The sequence below is a fragment of the Pseudoalteromonas sp. DY56-GL79 genome (genome assembly GCF_041414765.1).
Lineage (GTDB): Bacteria > Pseudomonadota > Gammaproteobacteria > Enterobacterales > Alteromonadaceae > Pseudoalteromonas > Pseudoalteromonas piscicida.
In genome coordinates, this window is sequence record NZ_JANHZS010000015.1 from 114,852 (window position 1) to 139,800 (window position 24,949).

The 24,949-nt window shown below is 43.0% G+C and carries 27 protein-coding genes and 1 tRNA gene; 20 read left to right on the forward strand and 8 right to left on the reverse strand.

All coding sequences use genetic code 11. The features are described 5' to 3' along the window. Window positions 1-44: 44 nt before the first annotated feature. The 13 genes from iscU to NO992_RS12600 all read left to right on the forward strand — a co-directional run bounded on the left by iscU (window position 45) and on the right by NO992_RS12600 (window position 11,004). A complete protein-coding gene (gene iscU / locus NO992_RS12540; RefSeq protein WP_010378965.1) occupies window positions 45-428 on the forward strand; it encodes a Fe-S cluster assembly scaffold IscU in 384 nt (127 codons plus the stop codon). A 9-nt stretch (window positions 429-437) separates the two neighbouring features. Beyond that, window positions 438-761, forward strand: a complete 324-nt coding sequence (gene iscA, locus NO992_RS12545; RefSeq protein WP_010378967.1) for an iron-sulfur cluster assembly protein IscA — start codon at window positions 438-440, stop codon at window positions 759-761. 60 nt (window positions 762-821) lie between these two features. Next, window positions 822-1,346 (forward strand): co-chaperone HscB, encoded by a 525-nt coding sequence (hscB, locus tag NO992_RS12550; protein ID WP_222241476.1) that lies wholly within the window; start codon window positions 822-824, stop codon window positions 1,344-1,346. Between the two features lie 41 nt (window positions 1,347-1,387). Further along, complete coding sequence (gene hscA, locus NO992_RS12555) at window positions 1,388-3,250, forward strand: Fe-S protein assembly chaperone HscA (RefSeq protein WP_371377563.1); 1,863 nt, start codon at window positions 1,388-1,390, stop codon at window positions 3,248-3,250. Window position 3,251: 1 nt separating this feature from the next. Then, on the forward strand, window positions 3,252-3,590 hold the full coding sequence (gene fdx, locus NO992_RS12560; protein WP_010607222.1) for an ISC system 2Fe-2S type ferredoxin: 339 nt from the start codon (window positions 3,252-3,254) through the stop codon (window positions 3,588-3,590). Between the two features lie 89 nt (window positions 3,591-3,679). Beyond that, on the forward strand, window positions 3,680-5,113 hold the full coding sequence (locus tag NO992_RS12565; RefSeq protein ID WP_371377566.1) for an NAD-dependent succinate-semialdehyde dehydrogenase: 1,434 nt from the start codon (window positions 3,680-3,682) through the stop codon (window positions 5,111-5,113). Between the two features lie 99 nt (window positions 5,114-5,212). After that, complete coding sequence (locus tag NO992_RS12570; protein ID WP_371377569.1) at window positions 5,213-6,094, forward strand: NDP-sugar synthase; 882 nt, start codon at window positions 5,213-5,215, stop codon at window positions 6,092-6,094. 46 nt (window positions 6,095-6,140) lie between these two features. Next, the gene (locus tag NO992_RS12575) at window positions 6,141-7,214 is read left to right on the forward strand and encodes a phosphotransferase enzyme family protein (RefSeq protein ID WP_017218494.1); all 1,074 of its coding nucleotides are present in this window, start codon (window positions 6,141-6,143) and stop codon (window positions 7,212-7,214) included. A gap of 141 nt (window positions 7,215-7,355) precedes the next feature. Next, window positions 7,356-8,732, forward strand: a complete 1,377-nt coding sequence (locus NO992_RS12580; protein ID WP_371377572.1) for a Gfo/Idh/MocA family protein — start codon at window positions 7,356-7,358, stop codon at window positions 8,730-8,732. Window positions 8,733-8,812: 80 nt separating this feature from the next. After that, on the forward strand, window positions 8,813-9,313 hold the full coding sequence (locus NO992_RS12585) for a nuclear transport factor 2 family protein (RefSeq protein WP_017218495.1): 501 nt from the start codon (window positions 8,813-8,815) through the stop codon (window positions 9,311-9,313). A gap of 29 nt (window positions 9,314-9,342) precedes the next feature. Beyond that, the gene (locus NO992_RS12590) at window positions 9,343-9,609 is read left to right on the forward strand and encodes a YkoF family thiamine/hydroxymethylpyrimidine-binding protein (protein WP_017218496.1); all 267 of its coding nucleotides are present in this window, start codon (window positions 9,343-9,345) and stop codon (window positions 9,607-9,609) included. Continuing rightward, on the forward strand, window positions 9,609-10,229 hold the full coding sequence (pnuC, locus tag NO992_RS12595; protein ID WP_010378986.1) for a nicotinamide riboside transporter PnuC: 621 nt from the start codon (window positions 9,609-9,611) through the stop codon (window positions 10,227-10,229). Before NO992_RS12590 ends, pnuC begins: the two co-directional genes overlap by 1 nt. Beyond that, on the forward strand, window positions 10,192-11,004 hold the full coding sequence (locus NO992_RS12600) for a phosphotransferase (protein WP_253106063.1): 813 nt from the start codon (window positions 10,192-10,194) through the stop codon (window positions 11,002-11,004). The genes pnuC and NO992_RS12600 overlap by 38 nt, the downstream gene beginning before the upstream one ends. A 66-nt stretch (window positions 11,005-11,070) precedes the next feature. Here NO992_RS12600 and NO992_RS12605 read toward each other — a convergent pair whose 3' ends face one another. After that, window positions 11,071-11,253, reverse strand: a complete 183-nt coding sequence (locus NO992_RS12605; RefSeq protein WP_010607231.1) for a helix-turn-helix domain-containing protein — start codon at window positions 11,251-11,253, stop codon at window positions 11,071-11,073. Window positions 11,254-11,450: 197 nt separating this feature from the next. Here NO992_RS12605 and NO992_RS12610 point away from each other — a divergent pair. Further along, a tRNA-Arg gene (locus tag NO992_RS12610) sits at window positions 11,451-11,525 on the forward strand. 14 nt (window positions 11,526-11,539) lie between these two features. Here NO992_RS12610 and NO992_RS12615 read toward each other — a convergent pair. Continuing rightward, complete coding sequence (locus NO992_RS12615; protein WP_010607232.1) at window positions 11,540-12,505, reverse strand: zinc transporter ZntB; 966 nt, start codon at window positions 12,503-12,505, stop codon at window positions 11,540-11,542. 283 nt (window positions 12,506-12,788) lie between these two features. Here NO992_RS12615 and NO992_RS12620 point away from each other — a divergent pair, with 283 nt between their 5' ends. Genes NO992_RS12620 through NO992_RS12630 form a run of 3 tightly spaced genes read left to right on the forward strand, consistent with a single transcriptional unit; the run spans window position 12,789 to window position 15,140 of the window. Next, the gene (locus NO992_RS12620) at window positions 12,789-13,223 is read left to right on the forward strand and encodes an ATP-dependent zinc protease (protein ID WP_010378990.1); all 435 of its coding nucleotides are present in this window, start codon (window positions 12,789-12,791) and stop codon (window positions 13,221-13,223) included. Beyond that, complete coding sequence (rimK, locus tag NO992_RS12625; protein ID WP_010378991.1) at window positions 13,220-14,125, forward strand: 30S ribosomal protein S6--L-glutamate ligase; 906 nt, start codon at window positions 13,220-13,222, stop codon at window positions 14,123-14,125. The genes NO992_RS12620 and rimK overlap by 4 nt, the downstream gene beginning before the upstream one ends. Beyond that, a complete protein-coding gene (locus tag NO992_RS12630; protein WP_010378992.1) occupies window positions 14,112-15,140 on the forward strand; it encodes a succinylglutamate desuccinylase/aspartoacylase family protein in 1,029 nt (342 codons plus the stop codon). The genes rimK and NO992_RS12630 overlap by 14 nt, the downstream gene beginning before the upstream one ends. Here the strand turns inward: NO992_RS12630 and NO992_RS12635 are convergent. The 4 genes from NO992_RS12635 to recQ form a co-directional block, all read right to left on the reverse strand. Beyond that, window positions 15,130-15,693 (reverse strand): mechanosensitive ion channel domain-containing protein, encoded by a 564-nt coding sequence (locus NO992_RS12635; RefSeq protein WP_017218501.1) that lies wholly within the window; start codon window positions 15,691-15,693, stop codon window positions 15,130-15,132. The two genes, NO992_RS12630 and NO992_RS12635, sit on opposite strands and share 11 nt — an antisense overlap. A gap of 58 nt (window positions 15,694-15,751) precedes the next feature. Next, on the reverse strand, window positions 15,752-17,419 hold the full coding sequence (locus tag NO992_RS12640; protein ID WP_371377586.1) for a POTRA domain-containing protein: 1,668 nt from the start codon (window positions 17,417-17,419) through the stop codon (window positions 15,752-15,754). A gap of 151 nt (window positions 17,420-17,570) precedes the next feature. Beyond that, the gene (locus NO992_RS12645; protein ID WP_010378996.1) at window positions 17,571-17,858 is read right to left on the reverse strand and encodes a DUF3630 family protein; all 288 of its coding nucleotides are present in this window, start codon (window positions 17,856-17,858) and stop codon (window positions 17,571-17,573) included. After that, window positions 17,858-19,681, reverse strand: coding sequence for a DNA helicase RecQ (recQ, locus tag NO992_RS12650; protein WP_086009245.1), 1,824 nt, complete (start codon window positions 19,679-19,681; stop codon window positions 17,858-17,860). The genes NO992_RS12645 and recQ overlap by 1 nt, the downstream gene beginning before the upstream one ends. Window positions 19,682-19,865: 184 nt before the next feature. Here recQ and rarD point away from each other — a divergent pair, with 184 nt between their 5' ends. Continuing rightward, window positions 19,866-20,756, forward strand: coding sequence for an EamA family transporter RarD (gene rarD, locus NO992_RS12655; RefSeq protein WP_039493074.1), 891 nt, complete (start codon window positions 19,866-19,868; stop codon window positions 20,754-20,756). Here the strand turns inward: rarD and NO992_RS12660 are convergent. Together NO992_RS12660 and maoP are read right to left on the reverse strand one after the other, a co-directional pair. Beyond that, window positions 20,745-21,980, reverse strand: coding sequence for a diguanylate cyclase domain-containing protein (locus tag NO992_RS12660; protein WP_349198562.1), 1,236 nt, complete (start codon window positions 21,978-21,980; stop codon window positions 20,745-20,747). The genes rarD and NO992_RS12660 overlap by 12 nt on opposite strands. Window positions 21,981-22,209: 229 nt before the next feature. Next, on the reverse strand, window positions 22,210-22,581 hold the full coding sequence (gene maoP / locus NO992_RS12665; RefSeq protein ID WP_010607241.1) for a DUF413 domain-containing protein: 372 nt from the start codon (window positions 22,579-22,581) through the stop codon (window positions 22,210-22,212). 87 nt (window positions 22,582-22,668) lie between these two features. Between maoP and NO992_RS12670 the strand changes: the two genes are divergently transcribed. Continuing rightward, window positions 22,669-23,514, forward strand: coding sequence for a LysR family transcriptional regulator (locus NO992_RS12670; RefSeq protein WP_017218507.1), 846 nt, complete (start codon window positions 22,669-22,671; stop codon window positions 23,512-23,514). Between the two features lie 148 nt (window positions 23,515-23,662). After that, window positions 23,663-24,592 carry a porin gene (locus tag NO992_RS12675; RefSeq protein WP_371377583.1) on the forward strand — a complete coding sequence of 310 codons (930 nt, stop codon included), beginning with the start codon at window positions 23,663-23,665 and terminating at the stop codon, window positions 24,590-24,592. The last annotated feature ends 357 nt before the right edge of the window (window positions 24,593-24,949 follow it).

Genomic DNA, 24,949 nt, shown 5'->3' on the forward strand with positions numbered 1-24,949 from the left:
GGCTGGATACCATCCGGCCGCAAGCAGGTAGTGAGGAAATAGTTATGGCTTACAGTGATAAAGTTATCGACCACGTTGAGAATCCACGTAACGTAGGTTCTTTAGACAAGAACGATCCAAGCGTAGCAACGGGCATGGTGGGGGCACCTGCATGTGGCGACGTAATGAAGCTACAAATTAAAGTGTCAAAAGAAGGCATCATCGAAGATGCGAAATTCAAGACATATGGTTGTGGTAGCGCGATTGCATCATCATCCCTTGTGACTGAGTGGGTGAAAGGTAAATCGTTAGAAGAAGCTGCGACTATCAAAAACACTGATATCAGTGCTGAGCTTGAGTTGCCACCAGTGAAAATCCACTGCTCAATTTTGGCAGAAGATGCGATTCAAGCTGCGATTGCAGATTATAAGAGTAAACAAGCGAAGTAAGAGACTATTATGGCAGTGACGTTAACAGATGCAGCCGCTAATCGCGTATTAGCCTTTTTGAGTAACCGTGGAAAAGGCATAGGGCTGCGCGTTGGTATTAAAACCACGGGCTGTTCAGGTCTTGCTTATGTTCTCGAATTTGTCGACGATTTAGATGAAGGCGATGAAGTATTTGAAGACAAAGATGTCAAAATCATCGTTGATGCAAAAAGTTTAGTTTATATCGACGGCACAGAGCTTGATTATACAAAAGAAGGTCTGAATGAAGGGTTTAAGTTTAATAACCCAAATCAGAAAGACGAATGTGGCTGTGGCGAAAGCTTCACCGTATAGTTTGCAACAGTGAATAGCTTAAAGCCCTGCCTTGGTGGGGCTTTGCTGTATTAGGTGCGTATGCGTTATTTTGAATTATTTGATTTACCTGTTGATTATCACGTTGATTTAAACAAACTAAATCAAGGTTATTTAGAGCTACAGCGTGCAGTTCACCCAGATAGATTTGCTGGTAAAAGTGAGCGTGAGAAGTTGCTCGCAGTACAGAAAACCGCAGAGATCAATGACGCGCTAGCGGTGCTCAAACATCCAGTTAAACGCGCCGAGTATATGCTAAGCGAAAAGGGTGTAGACATACGTGCAGAGCAACAAACGTTGCAAGATCCGATGTTTTTAATGCAACAGATGGAGCTGCGCGAAGCATTAGAAGAATTACCTGATGCGGCGGATCCTGACGGCGCGATTACAGAGTTCGAAACACAGATTAAAGCGTTAGATACAGAGTTTAGCGCTTCCCTTGCCGAGCAGCTTCAAAGCGATGACATGAGCACATTAGAAGCCGCAGCAGACAATATTCGTAAGCTAAAGTTTGTCTACAAGTTACGCGACGAATTAGCACGTATCGAAGATGAATTATTCGATTGATGATGTATAGCATCAACAAACGTTAAAGTGAAAAGAGCATTATGGCATTATTGCAAATTGCTGAGCCGGGGCAGAGCGCGGCACCTCATGAGCATAAATTAGCGATTGGTATTGACTTAGGTACCACGAACTCTCTTGTGGCAACAGTACAAAGTGGCGAAACGAAGACCCTTAGCGATTTAATGGGTAAACCTATGCTGCCGTCGGTAGTAAGGTACACTGACTCAGAGATTATCGTTGGTGAACAAGCCCAAGCTGCTTCTGCTGAAGACCCGACTAATACGCTTATTTCTGTCAAACGTTTTTTAGGTAAAACGCAATCTGAAATAGAACAAAGCTATGGTCAACTGCCTTATAACTTTGTCGATAATAACGGTTCGCTTGCTATTGAAACCGTAGCTGGCGCTGTAAGCCCAGTGCAAGCCTCCGCTGAAATTTTAAAAACATTACACCAACGTGCTATTGATAGCTTTGCTGGTGAAGATGTAATGGGCGCAGTGATCACTGTACCTGCGTATTTTGATGATGCACAAAGGCAAAGTACAAAAGACGCAGCCGAGCTTGCTGGTCTAAAAGTATTAAGACTTCTCAATGAGCCGACTGCAGCTGCGGTAGCTTACGGCCTAGACTCTGGTCAAGAAGGCGTGATCGCGGTTTATGACCTTGGTGGTGGTACGTTTGATATTTCTATCTTACGCTTAAACCAAGGCGTGTTTGAGGTATTATCAACCGGTGGCGATTCTAGCCTCGGTGGTGATGACTTTGATTCACTGTTGGTCGATTTCTTCAAACAGCAAACGCAGCTATTTGATTTAAACCCTAAAGAGCTACGCTTGTTTATCAATAAGGCAAGAGCCTGTAAAGAAGCGCTTTCAAGCTATGAAACGGTAAACGTAGAGCTACCAGTTCGCGAGCAAAAGTTGGTTGTTACGATCACGCGTCAAGCATTCGCTGAAATGGCAATGCCATTGGTTAAAAAGACTTTGCGCTCTTGTCGCCGCGCGTTAAAAGATGCCGGTGTCACAGCAGAAGAAGTCTTGCAGGTTGTGATGGTCGGTGGATCGACTCGTATGCCGGTGGTGCGTGAAGAAGTCGGGAGTTTCTTTGCCAAAGAGCCACTAACATCAATCGATCCAGATCGTGTGGTGGCATTAGGTGCTGCTATCCAAGCTGATATTTTAGTGGGTAACAAGCCTGACTCTGACATGTTACTGCTTGATGTATTGCCATTGTCTTTAGGTCTAGAAACTATGGGTGGACTGGTTGAAAAAATCATTCCGCGCAATACCACTATTCCTGTTGCACGCGCACAAGAGTTTACCACCTTTAAAGATGGTCAAACTGCTATGTCATTACATGTATTGCAAGGTGAGCGTGAGCTCGTTGATGATTGTCGTAGCTTGGCTAAATTTAGTCTAAAAGGCATTCCGCCAATGGCGGCAGGCGCTGCGCATATTCGAGTCACTTTTAGAGTTGACGCTGATGGTCTATTGAGTGTTTCGGCTGAAGAAAAGTCGACAGGCGTACAGGCTGAGATCCAGGTAAAACCATCGTTTGGTTTGAGCGATGACCAAGTAGCACAAATGCTAAAAGATTCGATGAGCAATGCCAAAGAAGACATGAGCGCTCGTATGCTTAAAGAGCAGCAGGTTGAAGCGCTGCGTGTATTGGAAGCGTTAGAGGCATCGCTTGCAACGGATGGTCATCTGTTGGCAGAAGATGAACTCAATACACTGCGCGGTGCAATGACTGAACTTGCACAAATTCGCGAAAGTGCAGACAATCCAGAGCAGATTAAAAAGGCGATCGAAGAAGTCGATCAGGCGAGTAGTGATTTCGCTTCACGCCGTATGGATGAATCAATTAAAAAGGCACTGCAAGGGCAGTCGGTAGACGAGGTGTAATATGCCACAAATTATCTTTTTACCCCATGAAGAGTTATGTCCGGAAGGTGCTGCAATCGAAGCGAAAACGGGTGAAACTGTACTCGATGTGGCGTTGAAAAATGGAATTAGTATTCCACATGCCTGTGAAAAATCATGTGCATGTACCACGTGCCATATCGTTGTTCGTGAAGGTTTTGACTCGCTGGAAGAAAGTGATGAGTTAGAAGATGACATGCTAGATAAAGCATGGGGTCTTGAAGCTGAGTCTCGTTTAGGTTGCCAAGCGATAATTAGTGATGAAGACTTAGTGGTTGAAATTCCAAAGTACAATCTCAATATCGTTAATGAAGACCATTAAGTGCTGCTAACAACCTAGGTTGTTACTGACAAATTTAATAAAAGCCGTAGTCTTATACTACGGCTTTTTGCTTTTCTAGGAGGAACGCTATGTCACTCATCAGTAATCCCGAATTTTCACTTATCAATGGCCAAGCACATCATAGTAAAACGCAAGTCGATGTGGTTAATCCTGCAACTGGAGAGCACCTTGCTCAGGTTTCTGAGGCGGATAACCAGGCTGCCGATAAAGCGCTGCAAGCAGCGGCTGAAACCTTTGAAAGACTTGCTAGCACGACAGCACATGCCCGTAGTCAAGTACTTAGAAAATGGTACGAATTGGTAATAGAGCATCGACAGGCCTTGGCTGAAATCGTCACTAAGGAACAAGGCAAACCGCTCAAGGAGGCACTTGCCGAGGCGGATTATGCAGCAGGATTTATTGAATGGTATAGCGAAGAAGCCAAGCGCGCCTATGGTCAGGTTATTCCCAGTCATTCTCAATCACATGAGCTAACTACAATCAGGCAAGGGGTTGGTGTTGTACTTGGGATCACACCGTGGAATTTTCCACTGGCGATGATCACCAGAAAAGTAGCACCAGCTTATGCCGCAGGCTGTAGTTTTATTTTAAAGCCTTCTGAGAAAACCCCTCTAGCGGCCATCGCACTGGCTAAGCTAGCTATCCAGGCTGGAATGGAAGTTGGTGCTTTTCAGGTGTTAGTGACTAACGATTCTAAAGGGTTAGTAGCACATCTTACTGAGTCATCACAAGTGCGAAAACTTACGTTTACGGGGTCAACACAAGTGGGGAGTGCGTTGTTGAAGCAATGTGCCGACACAGTGAAAAGAACGTCAATGGAGCTTGGTGGTAATGCACCATTTATTGTTTTCGACAGCGCTGATGTTGAGCAAGCGGTAAGTGGTTTGATGGCAGCGAAGTTTAGAAATGCAGGACAAACTTGTGTGGCCGCAAATCGCGTGTTTGTTGCGAAAAGTATCTCGGCAGAGCTACTCAATACACTCACTCAGCAGGTTAGCACACTCACCTTGGGAAATGGTTTAGAGCAAGGTGTTGATATTGGTCCACTCATTTCACTTGAAGCCAAACAAAAAGCACAGCAGTTGTTAGAAGATGCGTTAGCTAAAGGTGCGAGCATCGCTTATCAAGGTGATAAACAAAGCGGCCAATTTATGGCACCGGTAGTTATCACGGGTGTAAATAGCACCATGCGGATCTTCCATGAAGAAATTTTTGCACCGATTGTCAGCATTATTGATTTTGAGAGTGAAGATGAAGTGGTAAGAATGGCAAACTCTGTGCCGGAAGGGCTTGCTGCTTATTTTTATTCAAATGATGGCAATCAAATAAGGCGAGTAAGTCATGCGCTTGAGTATGGCATGGTTGGGATTAATGAAGGGATCATATCCAACCCTGTGGCGCCTTTTGGTGGCGTGAAGTTTTCAGGTCTTGGCCGAGAAGGAGCACAGGAAGGACTGCATGAATACCAAGAAATAAAGTACTTATGCCAAAAGTTTAGCTAGTTCACACTAATTGCGAGGACGCCTTTCCTCGCAATTGCTTTTATTCTGAGCAAAAGCTCAGTACACTTACCCGCTTATTTGAGTTTTGATATTTTTTCAATGATAGGAATCGAACAACCCCCTACGCTGATCATTTTGGCTGGTGGATTAGGAAGCCGCTTTGGTGGTAATAAGCAGGTTGCTGAGCTGCCAAGTATCGATAAAAGCATTATGGAATTGAGCATAATTGACGCGCATCATGCTGGTGTGCGCGATGTTATTTTGATCATTAATGACAAAGTGCGAAGCCTAATCGAAAATGTGATATTGCCACGATTGCCAAAGGCGCTGAACATCACGTTAGTGCAGCAGCGGCTTAGCGATATTCCAAGTGAATTTATCGACTGTTTAGCCGGGCGAAAAAAACCATGGGGCACAGGGCACGCGCTGTTGTGTGCAAAACCATACGTTGATAAGCCTGCGATAGTTATTACGGCGGATGATTATTACGGGCCTGATGCATTTGAGCAGCTTGTTGAACATTTTCAGCATCATAGCAATATGGCGATGGTCGCATACCCAATTATAAATACCTTATCTGAACAAGGTGGAGTAAACCGTGGCGTTTGTCAGGTACAAGCGCAACAACTACACTCGGTTGAAGAAGCATTAGATATTCGCTTTGAAAACGGCGAATTGTCAGGTGATATTGCAGGTAAGCGATGTAAGATCGCACACTCTGCGCTTGCTTCGATGACCTGCTGGGGTGTGACGCCGTCACTTTTTGATTCATTAGAAGCCGGATTTAATGCGTTTTTAAGGAATTATGACAACGGTGTCAAAAAAGAGTATTATCTGCCAGATTGTATCCAACACAGTATCAATAAGGGCCTACAAACCGTGTCGGTCTACCAAGCTAAATCACATTGGTACGGTATAACTTATAAGAGCGAACTAGACATTGTCGCGAGAAAGATTTATGAAGCACGTCAGGGAAGATAATCATCTCCACACAACTACATCCGACTTAACTCCTTTTGAGGTGAATATGGAGTATCAAGCCGTTGCGCAACAACTTGCTGATGAATACGGTCTCATTAGTGAAGAAGCTAAAATGAAGCCGATCGGTAGTGGTCATATCAACACGACTATGCTGTTGCAGGACAACCACAAAACCATGGTGGTACAAAAGCTAAATACCACGGTATTTCCAAACCCTTTGCATCTTGTTGAAAATGCGCGAGCGATTGAACAGCACTTAACAGCAAAAGCCTTAAATGGTGAATATAGTCTCGCTATCATAAAGCATCTAGCGACGAGTTCAGGCCAATATTTAGTCGATATTAATGACGAAGTTTGGCGTGCGCTTGCATTTATTGGCCGCAGTTATAGCGAAGACGTAGTGGCAAACGAACAACAAGCATTAACGGCTGCAAATGCCTTCGGGCAGTTTGCACATGCGCTAAATGATTTTGATGCGGCGCAGTTACATCATGTCATTCCAAACTTTCATAACTTGGCGATGCGTATTGACGCATTCAACCAAGTACTTGCGAAAGATGAGCATGGTCGCGCGGAAAAGTGCAGTGATGTTATCGCCGCTTTTCAGCAGCAATTTGCACTTGCAGAAGAATTGCAGCAGGCACAAAAACAAGTACCACTTAGAGCTTGCCACAACGATACCAAAATCAACAACATGCTGTTCTCAACACAGAGTGATGCAGCACGAGCCGTTATCGACTTAGATACTTGTATGCCAGGTAACTGGTTGTTTGATTTTGGCGATATGGTACGTACCTTCTGTTCGCCAGAAGCTGAAGACTCTACGAACTTGAGTAATGTGCAGGTAAGAGAAAATATCTTTGCTGCGCTGGCGCAAGGGTATATTGAACCGTTACAAGACAGTGTAACTGAAGCAGAAAAAGACAGTTTTATTCTTGGCGCGAAAGTGATGCCATTCATGATAGGTCTGAGATTTTTAACAGATCACTTAGATGGAGATAATTATTTTGCAACCCACAGAGCCAATCATAATCTCGACCGTGCGAAGAACCAGCTTGCGCTGTATTCCAGTGTGCTAGAAAAAGAGGATTGTCTGAATAATATAATCAGAGCAATTTAACAGTTAATATATTTTAAGAAAAAGCGCTTCAAGCGCTTTTTTTTGCGGCTTTATCGCAATGTTTTGAACCTAAGATTGGGATAGGTTAGCTTGATAGCGAGCAGTATTAGTGCTGTTAAGAAGTATCGTTTAGGAGTAAGAATGAAAAATATAAACCGCCGCGACTTTTTAAAAGCCGCAGGAGCGGCTGCGGCTGCGAGTGTAGTAGCTGGGTGCGCAAGCTCGAATCAAAATAATAGCATTGTACCTAAGCAACAAGGCCGCTCTGTCATTGGGCTCGTAGCACCAAAAATGGACGTGGTTCGGGTAGGTTTTATTGGGGTTGGCCAACGTGGCTATGGTCATGTAAAGCGCATGAGTCACATCGATGGTGCACGTATTGTCGCGATTTGTGATACCCATGATGAAGTGCTTGAAAAATCGGCTGACTATCTTGTGCGCGAGCGAGGTTTGCCGAAACCTGCGCTGTATCGTGGTGGTGACTTAGCTTATCAAGAAATGCTAAATCGGAATGATATTGACATCGTTATCATTTCAACACCTTGGAAATGGCACGCACCGATGGCAATTGATACCATGAATAGTGGTAAGCACGCGTTTGTTGAAGTGCCTTTAGCGTTGACCGTTGAAGAAATGTGGCAGATAGTTGACACCGCAGAGCGCACGCAAAAGAACTGTATGATGATGGAAAATGTCAATTACGGTCGCGATGAGTTGATGGTATTGAATATGGTTCGCCAAGGTGTATTCGGTGAGTTATTGCATGGTGAAGCTGCATATATTCATGAGCTACGTTGGCAAATGAAGGAAATTGAGCACAAGACCGGCTCATGGCGTACACACTGGCATACTAAGCGAGATGGTAACCTATATCCAACTCATGGTTTAGGTCCGGTATCTCAGTACATGAATATTAACCGCGGTGATCGTTTTGATTACTTAACCTCTATGAGTTCTCCCGCCCTTGGTCGTGCAGCCTATGCAAAACGCGAATTTCCGGCTGATCATGAACGCAATCAACTACAGTATATTGCGGGTGATATGAATACCACGATGATTAAGACCATCAAAGGACGCAGTATCATGGTACAACACGATACGACCACGCCTAGGCCTTATTCTCGTCACAATCTTATTCAAGGAACTAATGGGGTCTTTGCTGGTTTCCCTAATCGTATCGCGTTAGAGCAAGGTGGTACTAAGAGCTTCCATGAATGGGATTACGAAATGGATCCATGGTACAAACAATACGACCATCCGCTTTGGACTAAAATGGGTGAAGAAGCACAGCGCAATGGCGGTCATGGTGGTATGGACTTTTTAATGTTCTGGCGCATGATCTATTGCCTGCGCAATGGTGAAGCGCTAGATCAAGACGTATACGACGGTGCGGCTTGGTCGGTAATTTCTCCGTTATCGGCTCAGTCAGTGGCTAATCGCAGTGAATCATTGAGTATTCCAGACTTTACCCGTGGAGCGTGGAAAACCGCTAAACCATTGGGTATAGTAACAGTATAAAAATACATATTTTATCATTGTCGAATTAAGCGCTATAGGCGCTTTTTTTATACACAATTAATACGGCTTTTGGAGTGGCTATGATGCGCTATGGGTTCTTGTTATTTTCTATATCAATACTGAGTGGTTGCAGTAATTCGGTTAATATCAGTAACAAAAATACATTCATCAGCCATGCCGATGCTTACTTTAATACCTATGCTCAGCGGCAGAACTTTACCCAGTTTATCGAGTTCTATGCCGAAGATGCCGTGCTGGAAGATATGGTTTTTGGCCATAAGGCACAAGGTAAAGATCAGATTACGGCTTTTTTTAACTGGTCTGCTGGAAATTTTGCTGTGCTGGATGAACAACCCGCCTTAGTGGTTGAAGATAAAATAGTCGATAGCACGACTCGAACCGTGGTTGCTAGAGGCGTTTTTAATCGCTTTAATTATACGTCACGCGAGTTAGGGCCTTGGCGATTTCTGATAGTGCTAAAGTTTGACGAAAAAGGTAAAATTATCTATCAGCAAGACTGGATTAACTATACCCCAAAATCGGATTTTACCGGTGGGGAAAATCTAAACCAGCAATATTAATAATCGGCTGCCATTTGTAAGGAGCGCCCATGCAAGTTTCTGTTGAAATAAGCAAGTACCCACTGCACCAAGACTATATCCCTTTTATTAAAGGTTTTATTGATAGGCTGAATGAGCATGAAGGGATCAAGGTGATCACAAATACGATGTCAACTCAGGTCTTTGGTGAATTTGATTTAGTGACCTCAGTATTGAATCAAGAAATGAAACACTCATTTGAAGCTTACGGAAAATGTATTTTTGTTTGTAAGTTTATCTCAGGCGATTTATCTCCAGCTGATAGTGCCTGTGATTAATGGACTGGTTTACTGAAACCTTTGCAGGGTTCACTGCGATGTCGAGTTGGGAGTATATCGCTGTGGTGCTGGCTGTTGCCTATTTATTGCTGGCAATTCGAGAGAATATATGGTGTTGGCCTGTGGCCTTTATTAACACCTTTATCTATACCGTGCTGTACTGGAACGGTGCACTAGTGATGGAATCACTGCTGCACTTTTACTATATGGTCATGGCCGTCGTCGGTTGGTGGATGTGGCGTCAGGGTGATAAAAACAAGCCCAGTGATATTGTTTCTTGGTCGCTATCAAAACATCTTTCAATCATTGTTATCACTTCAGTGGTTTCCGTTTTGCTCGGTTATTTCACCAAGCATTATATGGCAGCAGATCTCGCTTATTTAGATAGCTTTACCACATGCTTTGCGGTGGTGACGACTTATTTAGTGGCTAAGAAAATTCTTGAAAACTGGTTATATTGGGTCGTGATTGATGCAGCCTCTATCTACCTTTATTACCTTAAAGGCTTCTATCCTACGCTGGTGCTATTTATTTTCTACACCTTGATGGCGTGTTGGGGCTACAAGCGTTGGTACGAAGAATATGAAGCTAAGCAAGGAAAGACGCTTGCAGCACTCTGAGCTTGAAAAATTAAAAGTAAAGGTGAATACCGTATTCAAGGTTTCAGCTGAGCGATTAGAAAAGCTGACAAAAGGTGTGAGTAACAATAATTACCTGATGGTGAGTAAAGGCGAAAGCTACTTATTAAAATGCTACAGCCATGGTATTCCTACTGAGGCCTTAAAGGCGCAAAACAAGTTAGCGCAACAAGACATTACTTCTAACGTACTGCAGTATGACCTACGCACTCGTATGGCACTATTTACTTTTATGCCAGAAGTGTGTGCTGAGCCAAAGTTAAATACTGCGTTGTTAGCACAAGTTATTCAGGTGCATAACTTAGAGCTTGAAATATATGAGGTGCTGGACTTAGTCGGTTATGTTCAGGCTATTGATGAGAAACTGCGTCACTTAGTCGACATCGAACGGCTTATCGAAAGCTTAGCTTCCTTACCTGTGGATCAGGCGTTTTGCCACAATGACTTAGTCATGAGCAATATTATTCAAAGTCCAGAGGGGGTTCGGTTAATCGACTTTGAGTATGCTTGTCATAGTGACATATTTTTTGATTTAGCAGCGCTGGTGTGTAGTTTTAGCTGTGATGTTGAAGCAGCACTTACGGTAGTTGAGTCTTACTTTTCTCTAAAGCGGCAAGCCATGCCTTCATACGCTCAAGCTAAGCTGACGGTATTTTGCCAAATTTATTTGATTGTTAGCATTCAATGGTACGAGCAGCGCGGCGTAATGATAGAGGCCGAAAAGCTTAGACAGTTACTGAAGCAGTGGATACTGTAGCTGCAAGTTGAGCCAGTAGTATGTGATATTCCTTGATCACATTACTGGCCATCACTATTGGGTAGTTTAAATCCCACCCAGTCGCTGTGCTAGCTCTTTGTATTTTTCAACATCGGCTTTGTCAAAGATAGGTTCGCCATTGGCATCAGTGTCTTTGGCGACTAGCAAGTTTTCTCGTGCGAGGCGTCTTACGCGCTCAACCTTTACGTCAAGAAACTCTGCAACTTGCTCTGTTGTCATCGGTGTCATATTTGGGATCCTCAATGATGTATCGCGATATTTCTGAACGGGCAGCAATATCAGTCTATTTTATTATTTTCAAAGCATAGTTGAATAACTGGTTTTTTGCCCAAAGTACAGCTTTTTTTAAAAAATAGGTTACTAATTAGTCATATAGCAAACATTGTCTGGCAATTGCCTGCACTTAGCATTATTATGTTGCCGACGCTCTCGTGGTGAAATGGATATCACGTAGCCCTCCGGAGGCTGAGTTCTAGGTTCGATCCCTAGCGAGAGCGCCAATGATTACTCCTACTTACAACCAGCCTTTGCGTTTAAAGTACACCCCAATACCACCAGTTAGTACCACCAACATAATAACAAAAAAGGCAAATGCGCCACCCCATTCAGTGCCAGGAATACCGCCAATATTCACCCCCAACAAGCCTGTTAAAAACCCAAGTGGTAAGAATAGCGCTGCAACGACAGACATCACGTACATTCTTTGGTTTAACTGTTCATTTTGATGGTTGGTGATCGCATTTTGGATCACTTGTGCACGTTCAATCGCAGCCTCTAATTCTTCGATATATCGACTTAAGGCATTGCTCGCCTCTTCAATCATGTGTCGATGATCTTCATCTAGCCAAGCAATCTTTGCCAATAGCAGTTCGCTAATAGCAAGCTTTTGTGGCTTAAGATAGCGTTTTAAACCAATGGTTTGTCTTCTTAATGTTGAAAGTTGCTGATAGTTGGGCAGCTGCTCACTGCTTTCCATCGCGTCTTCAAACTCGTCAAGCTGTTCTTCTATTTGCCAGATGATGTCTTGCATTCGCACAGAAAGTCGCATTACTAATGTAGATAGTAACTCACCGATACTTTTTGCGCCTTGACCCTTTTTAAGCGATGCCAACATATCTTGGGCAGACATAATATGGCGCTTACGACAGGTGATAAGTAGTTTATCGTTTGCAAAACAGCGAATAGAAACCATGTCTTCAGGGCTTTGCTTGGGGTTAAGGTTCACGCCACGCAAGAACACTAGCAAACCTTCATCGCCATTCGCCGTTCTCGGACGGGTTTCATCTGCGGTTAGCGCTTCTCTTTCCCAGTCATCCAAAAACGTTTGTTGCTTCAGCCATTCGGTCGTTTCGTCGAAGCTGTAGTCAAAATGAAGCCAAAGTGGCTCCTTGTGAATTACGGATTTTACTTCACTCAGATCGCAAAGTAGCCTACCGCCACCTTGACCGTCGAGCACAAACGCATGGAGTAATCCAGTCATAGCTAATTCCTATTAAAAAGTTCGTCCCAAGACTGACATAGATAATTTAATTTTCAAATTCATTTAGGTCCTAAAATCTTGGCGATGAAATAAATTGTTTGAATACTCTATTTTACTTTAGCTCAGTATAGGGCTTTACCTTGAAAAATGTGTAAGTGGTGTTACTGTAAGTTAAGGTGCTTGGCTTAACAGAGCGTTTTTATCTTTAGGATAAATTTATTTTGTTTTTCAAGTGACTTGAATCAGCGTATAAGTCCGAACTCATTTTGTACGAGAGCATAATATGATCACAGTTGGTTGGAGAGAGTGGCTTTCCTTACCCGATTTAGGTATCGAAAAAATCAAAGCGAAAGTAGATACTGGAGCAAGAACATCATGTCTGCACGCCTTTAAGGTTGAGCCTTTCAAAACAGAACAAGATGAACTTTGGGTAAGGTTTTGGATCCATCCCAAACAAGACAATACTGACTATGAAGTCTGTAGTGAAGCAAAAGTAGTGGATGAGCGCGTTGTTACCGATTCGGGCGGTCATAAAGAACTACGTTATGTAATAGAAACAAATTTAACTATCGGCAATCAGGCTTGGCCAATTGAAATCACGCTAAGCAATAGAGAAACCATGAAATTTAGAATGTTACTGGGCCGCACGGCGATGCGAGGCCGCATCCTTGTTGATCCAGAACAGTCATACTTAAGTAATAAAACGGATAAATCATGAAAATTGGCATTCTTTCAAGGAATCAATCTTTATATTCAACACGTCGTTTAATTGAGGCAGCAGAGCAACGTGGGCATGAAGTTGAGGTTATTGACGCGCTACGTTGTTATATGAATATCAATAGTAGTGAGCCTGAAATTCACTTTAAGGGTCAGCAGTTGAGCGGCTTTGATGCGATTGTTCCGCGAATTGGTGCCTCTGTGACGTTTTATGGTTGTGCGGTACTCAGACAGTTTGAAATGATGGGGGTGTACCCATTGAATGAGTCTGTTGCAATCACTCGCTCAAGAGATAAGTTGCGTTCATTACAGTTACTGTCAAGAAAAGGCGTAGGCATGCCAATCACAGGATTTGCCAGTAAGCCTGATGACGTTAAAGACTTACTGGAAATGGTTGGCGGCACACCGGTTGTGATCAAGCTACTAGAAGGCACACAAGGTATTGGTGTGGTGTTAGCTGAGACACGTAAAGCGGCGGAAAGCGTTATCGAAGCATTTATGGGCTTAAAAGCCAACATCATGGTGCAAGAGTATATTAAAGAAGCTGGTGGTGCGGACATTCGCTGTTTCGTTATTGGCGACCGTGTCATTGCCGCGATGAAGCGTCAAGCGCAAGAGGGCGAATTCCGTTCAAATCTGCATCGTGGCGGTTCTGCGACATTGGTAAAAATCACTCCGGAAGAGCGCCGCACTGCAATTGCTGCAGCAAAAGCCATGGGCCTAAATGTTGCCGGTGTAGATTTATTGCGTTCAGAGCGTGGTCCTTTGGTGATGGAAGTGAACTCATCTCCGGGCCTTGAGGGCATTGAAAAGGCAACAGGTAAAGACATAGCTAGCTTGATCATCTCCTTTATCGAGAAGAATGCAGCGGCGAAAAGGACTGCTACACGTGGCAAAGGTTAAAATCAACCAACCCTTTACGTTATTAGATACACGAGTGGGTGTTGCTGAAAGGCAGACTGTCCAGTTGGAAGTGGCCAAGCTCTACACTCACACACCAATGACCATTCCGATTGAAGTCGTTAATGGCGCAGAGGCCGGACCGGTACTTTTGGTCTGTGCCGCAATTCATGGTGATGAATTAAATGGCGTTGAGGTCGTGCGCCAGCTATTAAGTAAAGTCGATGCGGCAACGCTACGTGGCACCTTGATAGCGGTGCCTATCGTAAATATCTTTGGCTTTATTCATAAGTCTCGCTATTTACCTGATAGACGAGACCTAAACCGCTGTTTTCCAGGTTCTGAGCAAGGCTCGTTAGGGGCTCGAATGGCATCTATGTTTTTCGATTTGGTGGTAAAAAAATGCACCCATATTATCGATTTACATACCGGCGCGATTCATCGCTCTAATTTACCGCAGATCCGCGGTGACTTGTCCTGCGAAATGACCAAAGAAATGGCCATGGCGTTTGGTACACCAGTTGCGATAGATGCGCGACTGCGTAACGGCTCGTTGCGAAGTGAAGCGGCGGGATTGGACATTCCAGTTATCACTTATGAAGCGGGAGAAGCGTTGCGGTTTGACTCATTAGCCATTGCTGCTGGATTGCAAGGGGTTGAAAATGTCATGCGTAAACTCAGAATGCTGCGTGGGCGTCGTAGGAAACAACGTCATGATGCAGTTATCGCGGCAGCAACAAGTTGGGTGCGTGCGGACGTTGACGGTATTGTTCGAGCTCAAGTTAACTTGGGAGAACGCGTATCAAAAGGTCAAATTTTGGCTTATATAGACAGCCCACTAGGCCAAAGCGAAGAAGCGATTATCGCGCCTCGTAGTGGGATAGTGATTGGCCAACAAATGCTACCTTTGGTGAATGAAGGAGATGCGGTTTTTCACTTAGCTTACTTTGCACATGCAAATAGCATTGTTGAACAACAGCTAGAAACCTTTATTGACGATATAGGCCCTATTTCTTAGGGCCTAATGTTCTTCTTGGTGTTGGAACCTGTTTAGGTTTAGCTGGTTCCTGACTAAGCACCATAACGGGGCGAGTAACAAACAAGTTGTTAGGATATACAACCTTATGGCCATCAACATGGCGCAGCACTACACTCATCAATCCCATCTCCACAATACAGCCTTCAACAAAGTTTGCACCGTCAACAATTCTTACCCAATTCCCAACGCGATAATCGTTTTGAATAAACATCAGTAAGAATGAGGTCAGATTGGAAAGCAGTGACCAAGCTGCAAACATGGCAACACCAAGCATCGCAAATAACGATGAACCAAGCACCAGTAAACCACGAAGTTCTATACCCCAGAATACGAGCATAAAACAGACGAATACAAAGGCTACGAGTACACGAACGAGTAAATCGGCACGTTGTTTACGATGAGAGTCTATTTTTCCGCGTGTTACTTTTTCTAATAGTTTGCAACATGCTTTCATCAATAGTGGGAAGGATAATAGCGCCACCAAAGTTACAATTAGCTTGTATTGACTGAGTGCGAAATCTAACAAATGCAAAGTCGTATCCTAAGAAATTTTTTCTGCTTTATATCATGTTTATTGGTGCGCGACACCGTTAAAAACGATTTTTTACCGTTAATAGCCACTGTACGCTATCGACGTTATCCGGGCCATTAATTGGCGCGGCTAAATCAATATGAACCATGATATCTGAATTGGCTCGGCTAGGTGCTAAACGCAAGCCAATACCGACATTTTTTAGGACAGATTCATCTGCTTCAATCGGCAGATGAGAGTGGTACGCGCGCCCTACATCAAAAAAAGCCGCACCGCCAATTTTGAATAAGCGCAGTAAGTCATATTCCCAGTAATAGCGTTTTTCGATATTGAGTAGCATACTGCGACTACCTTGTTGATATTTTATTGGGTATCCGCGAAGCCCGGTTTCGCCCCCTAATGTAATTTGATTATCAAAGGTCAGGTTGTTTCCATAGGTATAGCTTGCATTGATAAACCAAGATTCATACAAACTGGTATTTAAATAGTATTGAAAGGTCGTTTTCGCTATCAGATTTTCGGTTTTATCTGTGTCTTTGTTCCAGTTGCCACTGATATCAAAATAAAAACGCCATAAGCTGTGATCTGAGGTGTAGTGTGCCGTATTGGCAGAAAATGAATAGACAAGACGCTCAGCATCGTCACTCCAAGATTCGGCTGAATAGCCAAATAAGGCATTAATATTCCAACCTAAATTAAGATCCTCTGTGCGATAAATCGAGTCAAAGTTGCGTACTTTTACATAGGAATCTTCAAACCACTGAGCTTGAACATAAGGGTAGGTGAGCGTTCTATCTTGTGCAATGGGTAAAGTGGTATCAGCTATCTCACGGAAGGTATGTTGCTCATGTCTAACGCCTGCGATGAGACGACGAGTCCAACTGCCCGATAGCGCTTTTGAGTGTCCGAAATACACTTGCGTGACATCCGTGGATTGACTGAACTCTGAGATTGTTTCCCCTTCAGAATATATGGGTTCTTCACGTTTGTCTGAATAACTCGTAAAACCGTAACTATATGGGGTGTCGGTTGCAAAAAATGGATAGCTCACATCGATATAGTGGCGTTCACCATCGTCATTATCTGAATATTCTATGCGACCACGATATCTTGAGTTTAAAATATTTGGGTCGTCATAGACAAATTGATAACCAGAGCGGTCGACCTCTTGTATATGAGTAAAAGAAAGGCGTTTTCCCCAGCCAAATAAATTACTTTCTCTAAACCCAATTCGAGAAGTATTTTCCCCGCCACTACGACTAAAACTTAAATCGGGCAATAGTGTCCAAAGATCCCGCGTTACAACCGTAACTAAAATATCACCATCACAGTTTTCCACGGCATAGATACGAGCATCATATAGGTATGACTGATTGCGAAGGAGTCGCTCGGATTCACTGAGTTTTCTTGGATTGTAAGTATCCCCTTCCTGAAATAGGAGCACGCTTTTTAATACTTCGGGTTTGGTTTGAATGTGATAACGGTTAGCAAATCGGAATAGGGCATTGTCTTCTTCAGGTTTGTCGGTATCGAAAACATTAAGTTGTTTTAGCGTGATAGCGACGACCTTTTTACCCTCTACGGGCTCTGGGTAGGCTTGTTTGCTGTCTAGCTGGCGTGAAAGATTTTGGTCGCTTTGTGCTTCAACCCGGTTATTACCGCAGCTATTAGAAAAATCAACAGCAGGCACTTTTTCAGCTTGCGCAGCTGCATTTAAGCTACACATTAGCACAATACTATTACACGAAATCCTCTTTACATTCATCACAGAGCCTTTAAGTCTAATATTCCTTTAGTATGGATTATATTGTTGCAGCTTGCTTTAGTTCTGCAACAAAAGTAATAATATTTATAGACTTAAAGAGCTTTATGTGGACTTAACGAGAAAGTTGTTGGCGTAGGAAAGATAGGAGTTCTAAGGCATCAACGCCATCAGGAGCTATCCACACACTCTCACTGTAATGTTCAAAATTTAAATTAAAATTACAGTTTTTATATGAAAAGCGCCACTGATGTCTATCTGCTCCTGCAGAGAATTCGATTAATTGAATCTCATCTTGATGTAAGAATATTTGCCCCCAAAGTTCAAATTCATCGTCTTGAGGTGTAATTTCACAGCTGATGATAATCACCTCGTGTGAATTGTCCAAAGTGAGTGTGGTCATTATTCTCTTTCCAAATAATTACGGATGAGCTGCATGAAAGGGGCTCCGTACTTGCTGAGCTTAGTAAAACCGACACCAGACACTTGCAAAAACTCGCTATCGGTTGTTGGCGTTCTTTGTGCCATTTCAGCCAACGTTCGGTCGTTAAATACAACATACGGCGGTACATCATCTTCATCTGCGAGCTGCTTTCTGAGTGCACGAAGCTTAGCAAATAGTTTCTTATCGTAATTAAACTGAGCCAGTTTATCTTGATAGACATGCTTTGCTACAAGTCTTGGTTCTGCGAGTTGTAGCACATATTCGCCGCGCAGTACGGCGCGTGCGGCTTCTGTTAGTCTAAGCGTTGCGCCTTGAGTAATATCTTGACTCAATAAACCATGATGGATCAATTGACGTAAGATACTCAGCCAAAATTCATTACTGTGCTCTTTCCCGATCCCATAGGTTGAGAGGGTATGGTGGTTTTGCTCTCTGATCCTTGCGGTATTTGCCCCACGCAAAATATCCACAATGTAACCAATGCCAAAGCGTTGCTCTGCGCGGTATACGCACGATAACGCTTGTTGGGCAACTAATGTGCCATCAAATTGTTTCGGAGGGTTAAGGCAAATATCACAGTTACCGCATGCTTCACGTTGATATTCGCTGAAGTAATTGAGCAAAATTTGACGACGACAGGTTTGTGCTTCAGCAAAACTCGACATTGCCTGAAACCTTTGCTCTTCAACCTTACGACGTTGCTCGTCTGGAATATCTTCAAAAAAGCGTCTAACACGGGGAATATCCGCAGGATCAAAGTACATAACGGCTTCAGCTGCTAAGCTATCTCGCCCTGCACGACCCGTTTCTTGATAATATGCTTCTACACTTTTTGGAATATCATAGTGAACCACAAATCGCACGTTGGGTTTATTGATCCCCATACCAAAAGCAACGGTTGCAACTACGATTTGAATGTCATCTCGGGCGAAGCGGTTTTGTACAAACTGGCGCTGATCATTATCTAGACCTGCGTGATAACCTGCAGCATTGAACCCAGCATCAATCAGCTTTTCGGCAATATCATCAACACGTTTACGGCTACCACAGTAGATTATGCCACTTTGCCCTTTTTGCTCTTTTAAATAGCGGATCAATTGCGACAGGGGTTTGAACTTTTCTTCGATGGTGTAACGAATATTGGGTCTGTCAAAGCTACCGGTATAGATAAATGGTGCTTGCATACCCAATTGCTGGACAATATCTTTTCGTGTTGCTAAATCAGCTGTTGCGGTTAATGCCATCATCGGAACAGACGGAAAATGTTGACGCAATTCTTTTAAACGAAAATAGTGCGGTCTAAAGTCATGTCCCCAATGAGATACACAATGGGCTTCATCAATGGCAAATAAACTGATGTTACAGTTGGATATGCGATCAATAAAGTCGCGTTGTAAGGCTTTCTCTGGAGCAACGTACAACAGCTTTAAACGACCTTGGAAAAGCGCGTCATAGGTATCTTTTTGCTGCTCCCAAGCGACGCTGTTGTTGATATATTCAGCGGCTATGCCTTGTGCTTTTAACTGCGCGACCTGATCTTGCATTAATGAGATAAGTGGCGATATAACAATTGTCACGCCTGCAAATAATACTGCTGGGACTTGGTAACAGAGTGATTTACCGCCGCCGGTAGGCAGTAGTACAAGCGTATCCTGACCAGCTAAGCTAGACTGAATAATATCGAGCTGACCATCTCTAAACGTACTGTAGCCAAACACATCTTTCAGTACTGAATGAGGATCGTTAATTGGGGTGCTTACGAGGGTATCCATCGGCGTCATTTTAGAGCTTTTTTTGAACCTTGTCTTTGCTTTTTATCTAATCTGAAGAGACTTGAATAAGTTTTGAGCACTTGTAGGCTTTAAACTTTGCGATTGTGAATTCATCGAACTTTCATCGCCGAGATTAATAAAAATGAGTATAATGATTGACCTTTTAGTTGATCCCTCCAAAGGTTAAACGCCCGTGATTGAAGAACAAAAGAAAGGCCACTTACTCGCTGTACTCGCCTTTTTTATGTGGGGACTTGCACCCATCTATTTTAAGCAACTCGTCCATGTCGACGCGATTGAGATACTCATTCATCGCGTTGTGTGGTCTGTATTTTTCATTGCACTAATTGTGCTGGCAAAGCAGCAATGGCCCAAAATTAAGGCCATATTGGCTAATCCTAAGTTGCTGGCGATGTTGACACTCACCGCGTTGCTGTTGGGTTTTAACTGGGGTTTATTTATTTGGTCTGTGAATAACGGCTTTATGTTAGACGCGAGTTTGGGTTATTACATCAACCCATTACTTAACGTGCTATTGGGAATGTTATTCTTATCGGAAAGGTTGAGAACGGCGCAAAAGTTTGCTGTGCTATTAGCGATAGTGGGTGTGGTATTACAGTTAATTAGTTTTGGCTCATTCCCAGTCATTGCGTTTTCACTGGCTGGATCGTTTGCGATATATGGATTGTTACGTAAGACCTTAGCGGTTGAATCGCTTCCAGGATTGCTGGTGGAGGCACTTATTCTCACCCCAATTGCACTGGCTTATTGGTGGTGGGTTGAGCCGAGTGCCACAAGCAACCTTTGGAATAATGATTGGTATACCAACACGCTATTGATAAGTGCGGGTGTGGTGACAACTTTGCCTTTGTTATGCTTTACCGCAGCAGCAAAACGGATACCCTACACGACACTTGGTTTTTTTCAATATATCGGGCCGAGCTTAATGTTTATATTGGCGGTACTCTTTTACGGGGAAGCCTTTGATGCTGAACGAGCTATAACGTTTGCCTTTATTTGGGGAGCGCTGGTGATGTTTAGCTTTGATTCTTATCGAGATAAAAGAAAGCGCTTAGTGAACTAAGCGGTTTCTTCCCGAAGCTTTCGCCTGATATAAACGCTCATCGGCTTGTTTTATCAGGCTTTCTATGTCCGTAGTCACCTGAGCGGCAAGTCCCATTGAAACAGTAAACGAGATCCGCTGTTCAGTCAGTTCGTTACTACTTTGCTCTAAATATTTCCTGAAGCACTCCAGTCTTTCTTTGCAATGATCAGCCACCGTATCTTTAAAATATATCGCAAACTCTTCGCCGCCTAATCGAGCGACTAAATCATTGGGAAAGTATTGAGCAAACGCTTGGCCAATGGACTCAAGCACCGCATCGCCGCCTTCATGGCCATATTTGTCATTTACTTGCTTAAAATGATCTATATCTATCATAGCGATCAGCCCGTAGAGCTCCTTTTTATGTCTTGCTTTTAGGCTTTTCTTTACGGTATCGAAAAAGTAGCGTCGATTTGGCAAGCTGGTTAGATAGTCTGTATTTGCTTGTCGGCGTATCGTTTGAATATGTTCTAGCATATCGACGTTCTGGCTAAGACGGCAGTAAAACTCTTCAGCGTTAAAGGGTTTTCTGAGGTAGTCATTAGCACCATTTTTCAAAAATCGTGTAGATAAATTTTCGGTTTCAACTCCAGATATACCAATTATCGCTTTATCATCATCAGTGTAGAGTCGCCTAATTTCGATACATAACTCTTCGCCTCGCATATTTGGCATTTCATTGTCGGTAATGATCACTGAAATATCCGGATTGTCTTTTAATACCGCGAGTGCCTCTATGCCATCACAGGCTTCTAGTACCTGATATTTATGGCGAGTGAGGAGTGCTGAGACATAGTGTCTCGACGAAATAGAGTCGTCCACAACCAGTACTCTGACATTTTCATTTCTTGGCAGGCGTTCTAATTGGCGACGTAAATAATGATAGGCTTGTTTATTTTCCTTGGTGATATAGTCGATGATGGGGTATTGCTCAACGATTGAGCGAGTCTGACTTTCAAGGTTACCAGTCATCACTATGGTAGGAATATCAGCTTTAACCGTGCAGGGAATAGCTTCTCCAAGCGGCGCATCAGGTAACACAAAATCTACCACGGCACAAAAATAGTCGTGCTGTGATAATAACACTTTGGCTTCAGCCAAAGATTCTGCAATATCTACATGGTATCCCACAGTGGTTGCAATATGCTTTTGCACCTTCGCAATTGTGGGGGTGTCTTCAATGATTAAGATTTTCCGTAACACAACCTTCGCCAATCATTTCCTGTTTTACTAATTCTTAACCTAACTGCGCTTAATTGCAATGCTTGTGCTAATAAACAGGTAATGACTAAGAACAAAATACGAGAAAGATAGGGGGTGATGAGCTCATCGACATTGAAATGGTATAAATAATAGAAGTGCTCAGACACCAACGACAGAAATAAAATCACTCTGTTGGCGTCTAAGCTTGATAGAATTCAGGCGATTTTGCTTATAGCTCGTCGTCAATATCTACCGGGATCACTACGCTACCATCGTTTTGAACTTTAGAACGTCCAAATAGCGTGTGAAACTTTGTCTTACACGTAGTATGCTTCAAATATTTGGTCCAAGCTTTTTCTACAGCGTTAGTCGGGGGAATTAACCCTTCCATTACCTGAACAAACTGAGATTGGAAACTGTTTTGAGGTTCTTCTGCTTTGCTGTATAAGCTTCTTAATGTGGCACCACAGCGTTCAAGAATTTCGGCTTCTTGTAGCGTGAAGTGACCACTGCGTCCGAATCCTCTAGGGAAGTTGGCGTCATCATAAAAGGCTCTGGGGCTTGCAAATGCATTTTTCAAAGTCGCTAAATTATGATCCATAACTGAGTCCTCTAAGATTATCTGGCTGGAGTATGGACCAAGTTTTATAATTTTTTAAACGAGTAATTTTTATCGTCAGGAAGAAAAATGGACATAGATCTATTAAAAACTTTTGTCGAAGTTGTCAAAACCCGTCACTTCGGTCGAGCGGCAGAAAATTTATACATCACTCAGTCAGCTGTAAGTTTTAGGATCCGCCAGCTTGAGCAAAGTTTAGGGGTGAATCTTTTTATTCGCCAGCGTAACAATATTCAGTTAACTGCGCCAGGTGAAAGGTTGTTACCACACGCCAAAATGATCTTAACTGGGATGCAGCGCGCCAAAGTCGATGTTGCATTGGCAAACAATATGCACAAGCAATTGTCACTGAGTGGCACGGCTAATATTTGGGACGCATTTTTACAATTCGGGATTAACCATATTGTATCCGCTATGCCCGGAGTATCGCTTGTTGCTGAAGTGAAAGCACAGCAAGAAAGCACGCGACTATTATTAGAGCGAACATTGGATCTCGCTGTTCTGTTCGATCCGCCAAAAGTGGATGAATTGGTTGTTAAGCCGATCAGTGATCTTGCTATTATTCCTGTAAGCACTTTTGATAACGCAACAAAGGAAGACTTTTTTGACAACCAGTATGTTTATGTTGATTGGGGAACTGCTTTTTCTCTCTGGCATGCAAAACAGTTTACTGGCGCAACCCCTCCTTATTTTAGAACCAGCACCGGCAGAATAGCACTCGATCTTATTCTTCAGTGTGGTGGCTCTGCATTTGTGCCAGAAGCGCTAGCGCTAGAGTCCATTGAGGCTGGAAGGTTGACTCAAGTTGAAGAAGTCGAAAGTAACTCAAGAGAGATATTTGTAGCATACCACAAAGACAACGACCAATTAGAGCAAATAGAAACCATCGTAAATTTACTGGGGGCGGTGAAGTAATTCTTATAATGAATCTTTTGTGACGTATTTCTTAAGGTTGGGTGTCATTTTATTTTCAGAAATATTTTATGTGTAATATTTTTGTCATTTACCAGTGTCAAACTGCGCGTGTTTTGAAAATACGTGTTGCGATATTGAGGAAATACACATGAAACTAACTAAGACTGCTTTAGCGCTATCATTACTAAGTGCATTCACTTTTCAAGCAAACGCTGAAGTAGATGTTTATGGTAAAGCGAATGTATCGGTACAATCTTCTGACGATGGTGCAGGTTCAGTTACTGAAATTAAAAGTAACGCTTCTCGCTTTGGTTTCAAAGGTTCTGAGAAATTAGACTCTGGTTTAGAAGTTATTTATAAGCTTGAGTTCCAAGTAGATGTCTCTGACGCTGATTCAAAAGGTGATAAAGACAATATTACTGCACGTAATCAGTACGTGGGTTTAAAAGGTAACTTCGGTGAAGTCGTTATCGGCCGTAATGACACTGCATTAAAACAGTCTCAAGGTAAGTTAGACCAGTTCAACGACCTTGAGGGTGACATTAAGGTACTCTTCAAAGGCGAAAATCGCTTAGGTGATTCAATTTCCTACAAGTCGCCAAGCTTTAATGGCTTTAGAGTATTAGGAAGCTTTATTGCTGAAGACAGTGAAGAAGGTGAAAACGGTTTCTCTACTGCGCTAACATACGGCGATGCTGGATTGAAAGAGTCTGCTATCTATGCAGCGATTGCGGCAGATAGCGAAGTAAATGGCAATGACATGGTTCGTTTCACTGTTCAAGGTAAAGTAGCTGACTTCAAACTTGGTGCAATGTACCAGACACAAGAAAAGGTGGATGGAAGTGCAGAGGCCGATGGGTACTTACTAAATGCAGCGTACAAATTGGGCAATACAACCTTAAAAGCACAGTATCAAGTTATTGACTTTGATGCCGGTGACAAAGTTGATGGTGTTTCTGTCGGTGTTGATTACAAGCTTGCTAAAAACGCGAAGGTTTATGGTTTCTACTCAACATTTGATGCAGATAACCAAGTAGAAAAGGATTATCTAGGCTTAGGTATCGAGTATAAGTTTTAATTTATAGACTTTATTCAAGCTTAAAATAGCGAAACACCCGCCTAATGCGGGTGTTTTTGTTTGTTTTATATTCGGGTTGTTTTCTTTTTGCTCGAACAAACGTTTTTTCGCAACTTTCTTAAAAAAAAGGGTTGCACTAAAATCGGATCGCCCTATAATGCGACCCCACTGACACGGGGCGCTACGCTGAAAAGCAAAGCAGCAACGAGTTAGCGTCAAGTAAAGCTTAAGTTCGAAACTTCTTCTAAAGAAATTCAAAATTAAGTGTTGACAAAAAAGTGGGAATGCTTAGAATGCACACCCCTCGAAACAACGAAATGTTTCGAAACGTTCTTTAAAAATATGAAGCAATCATCT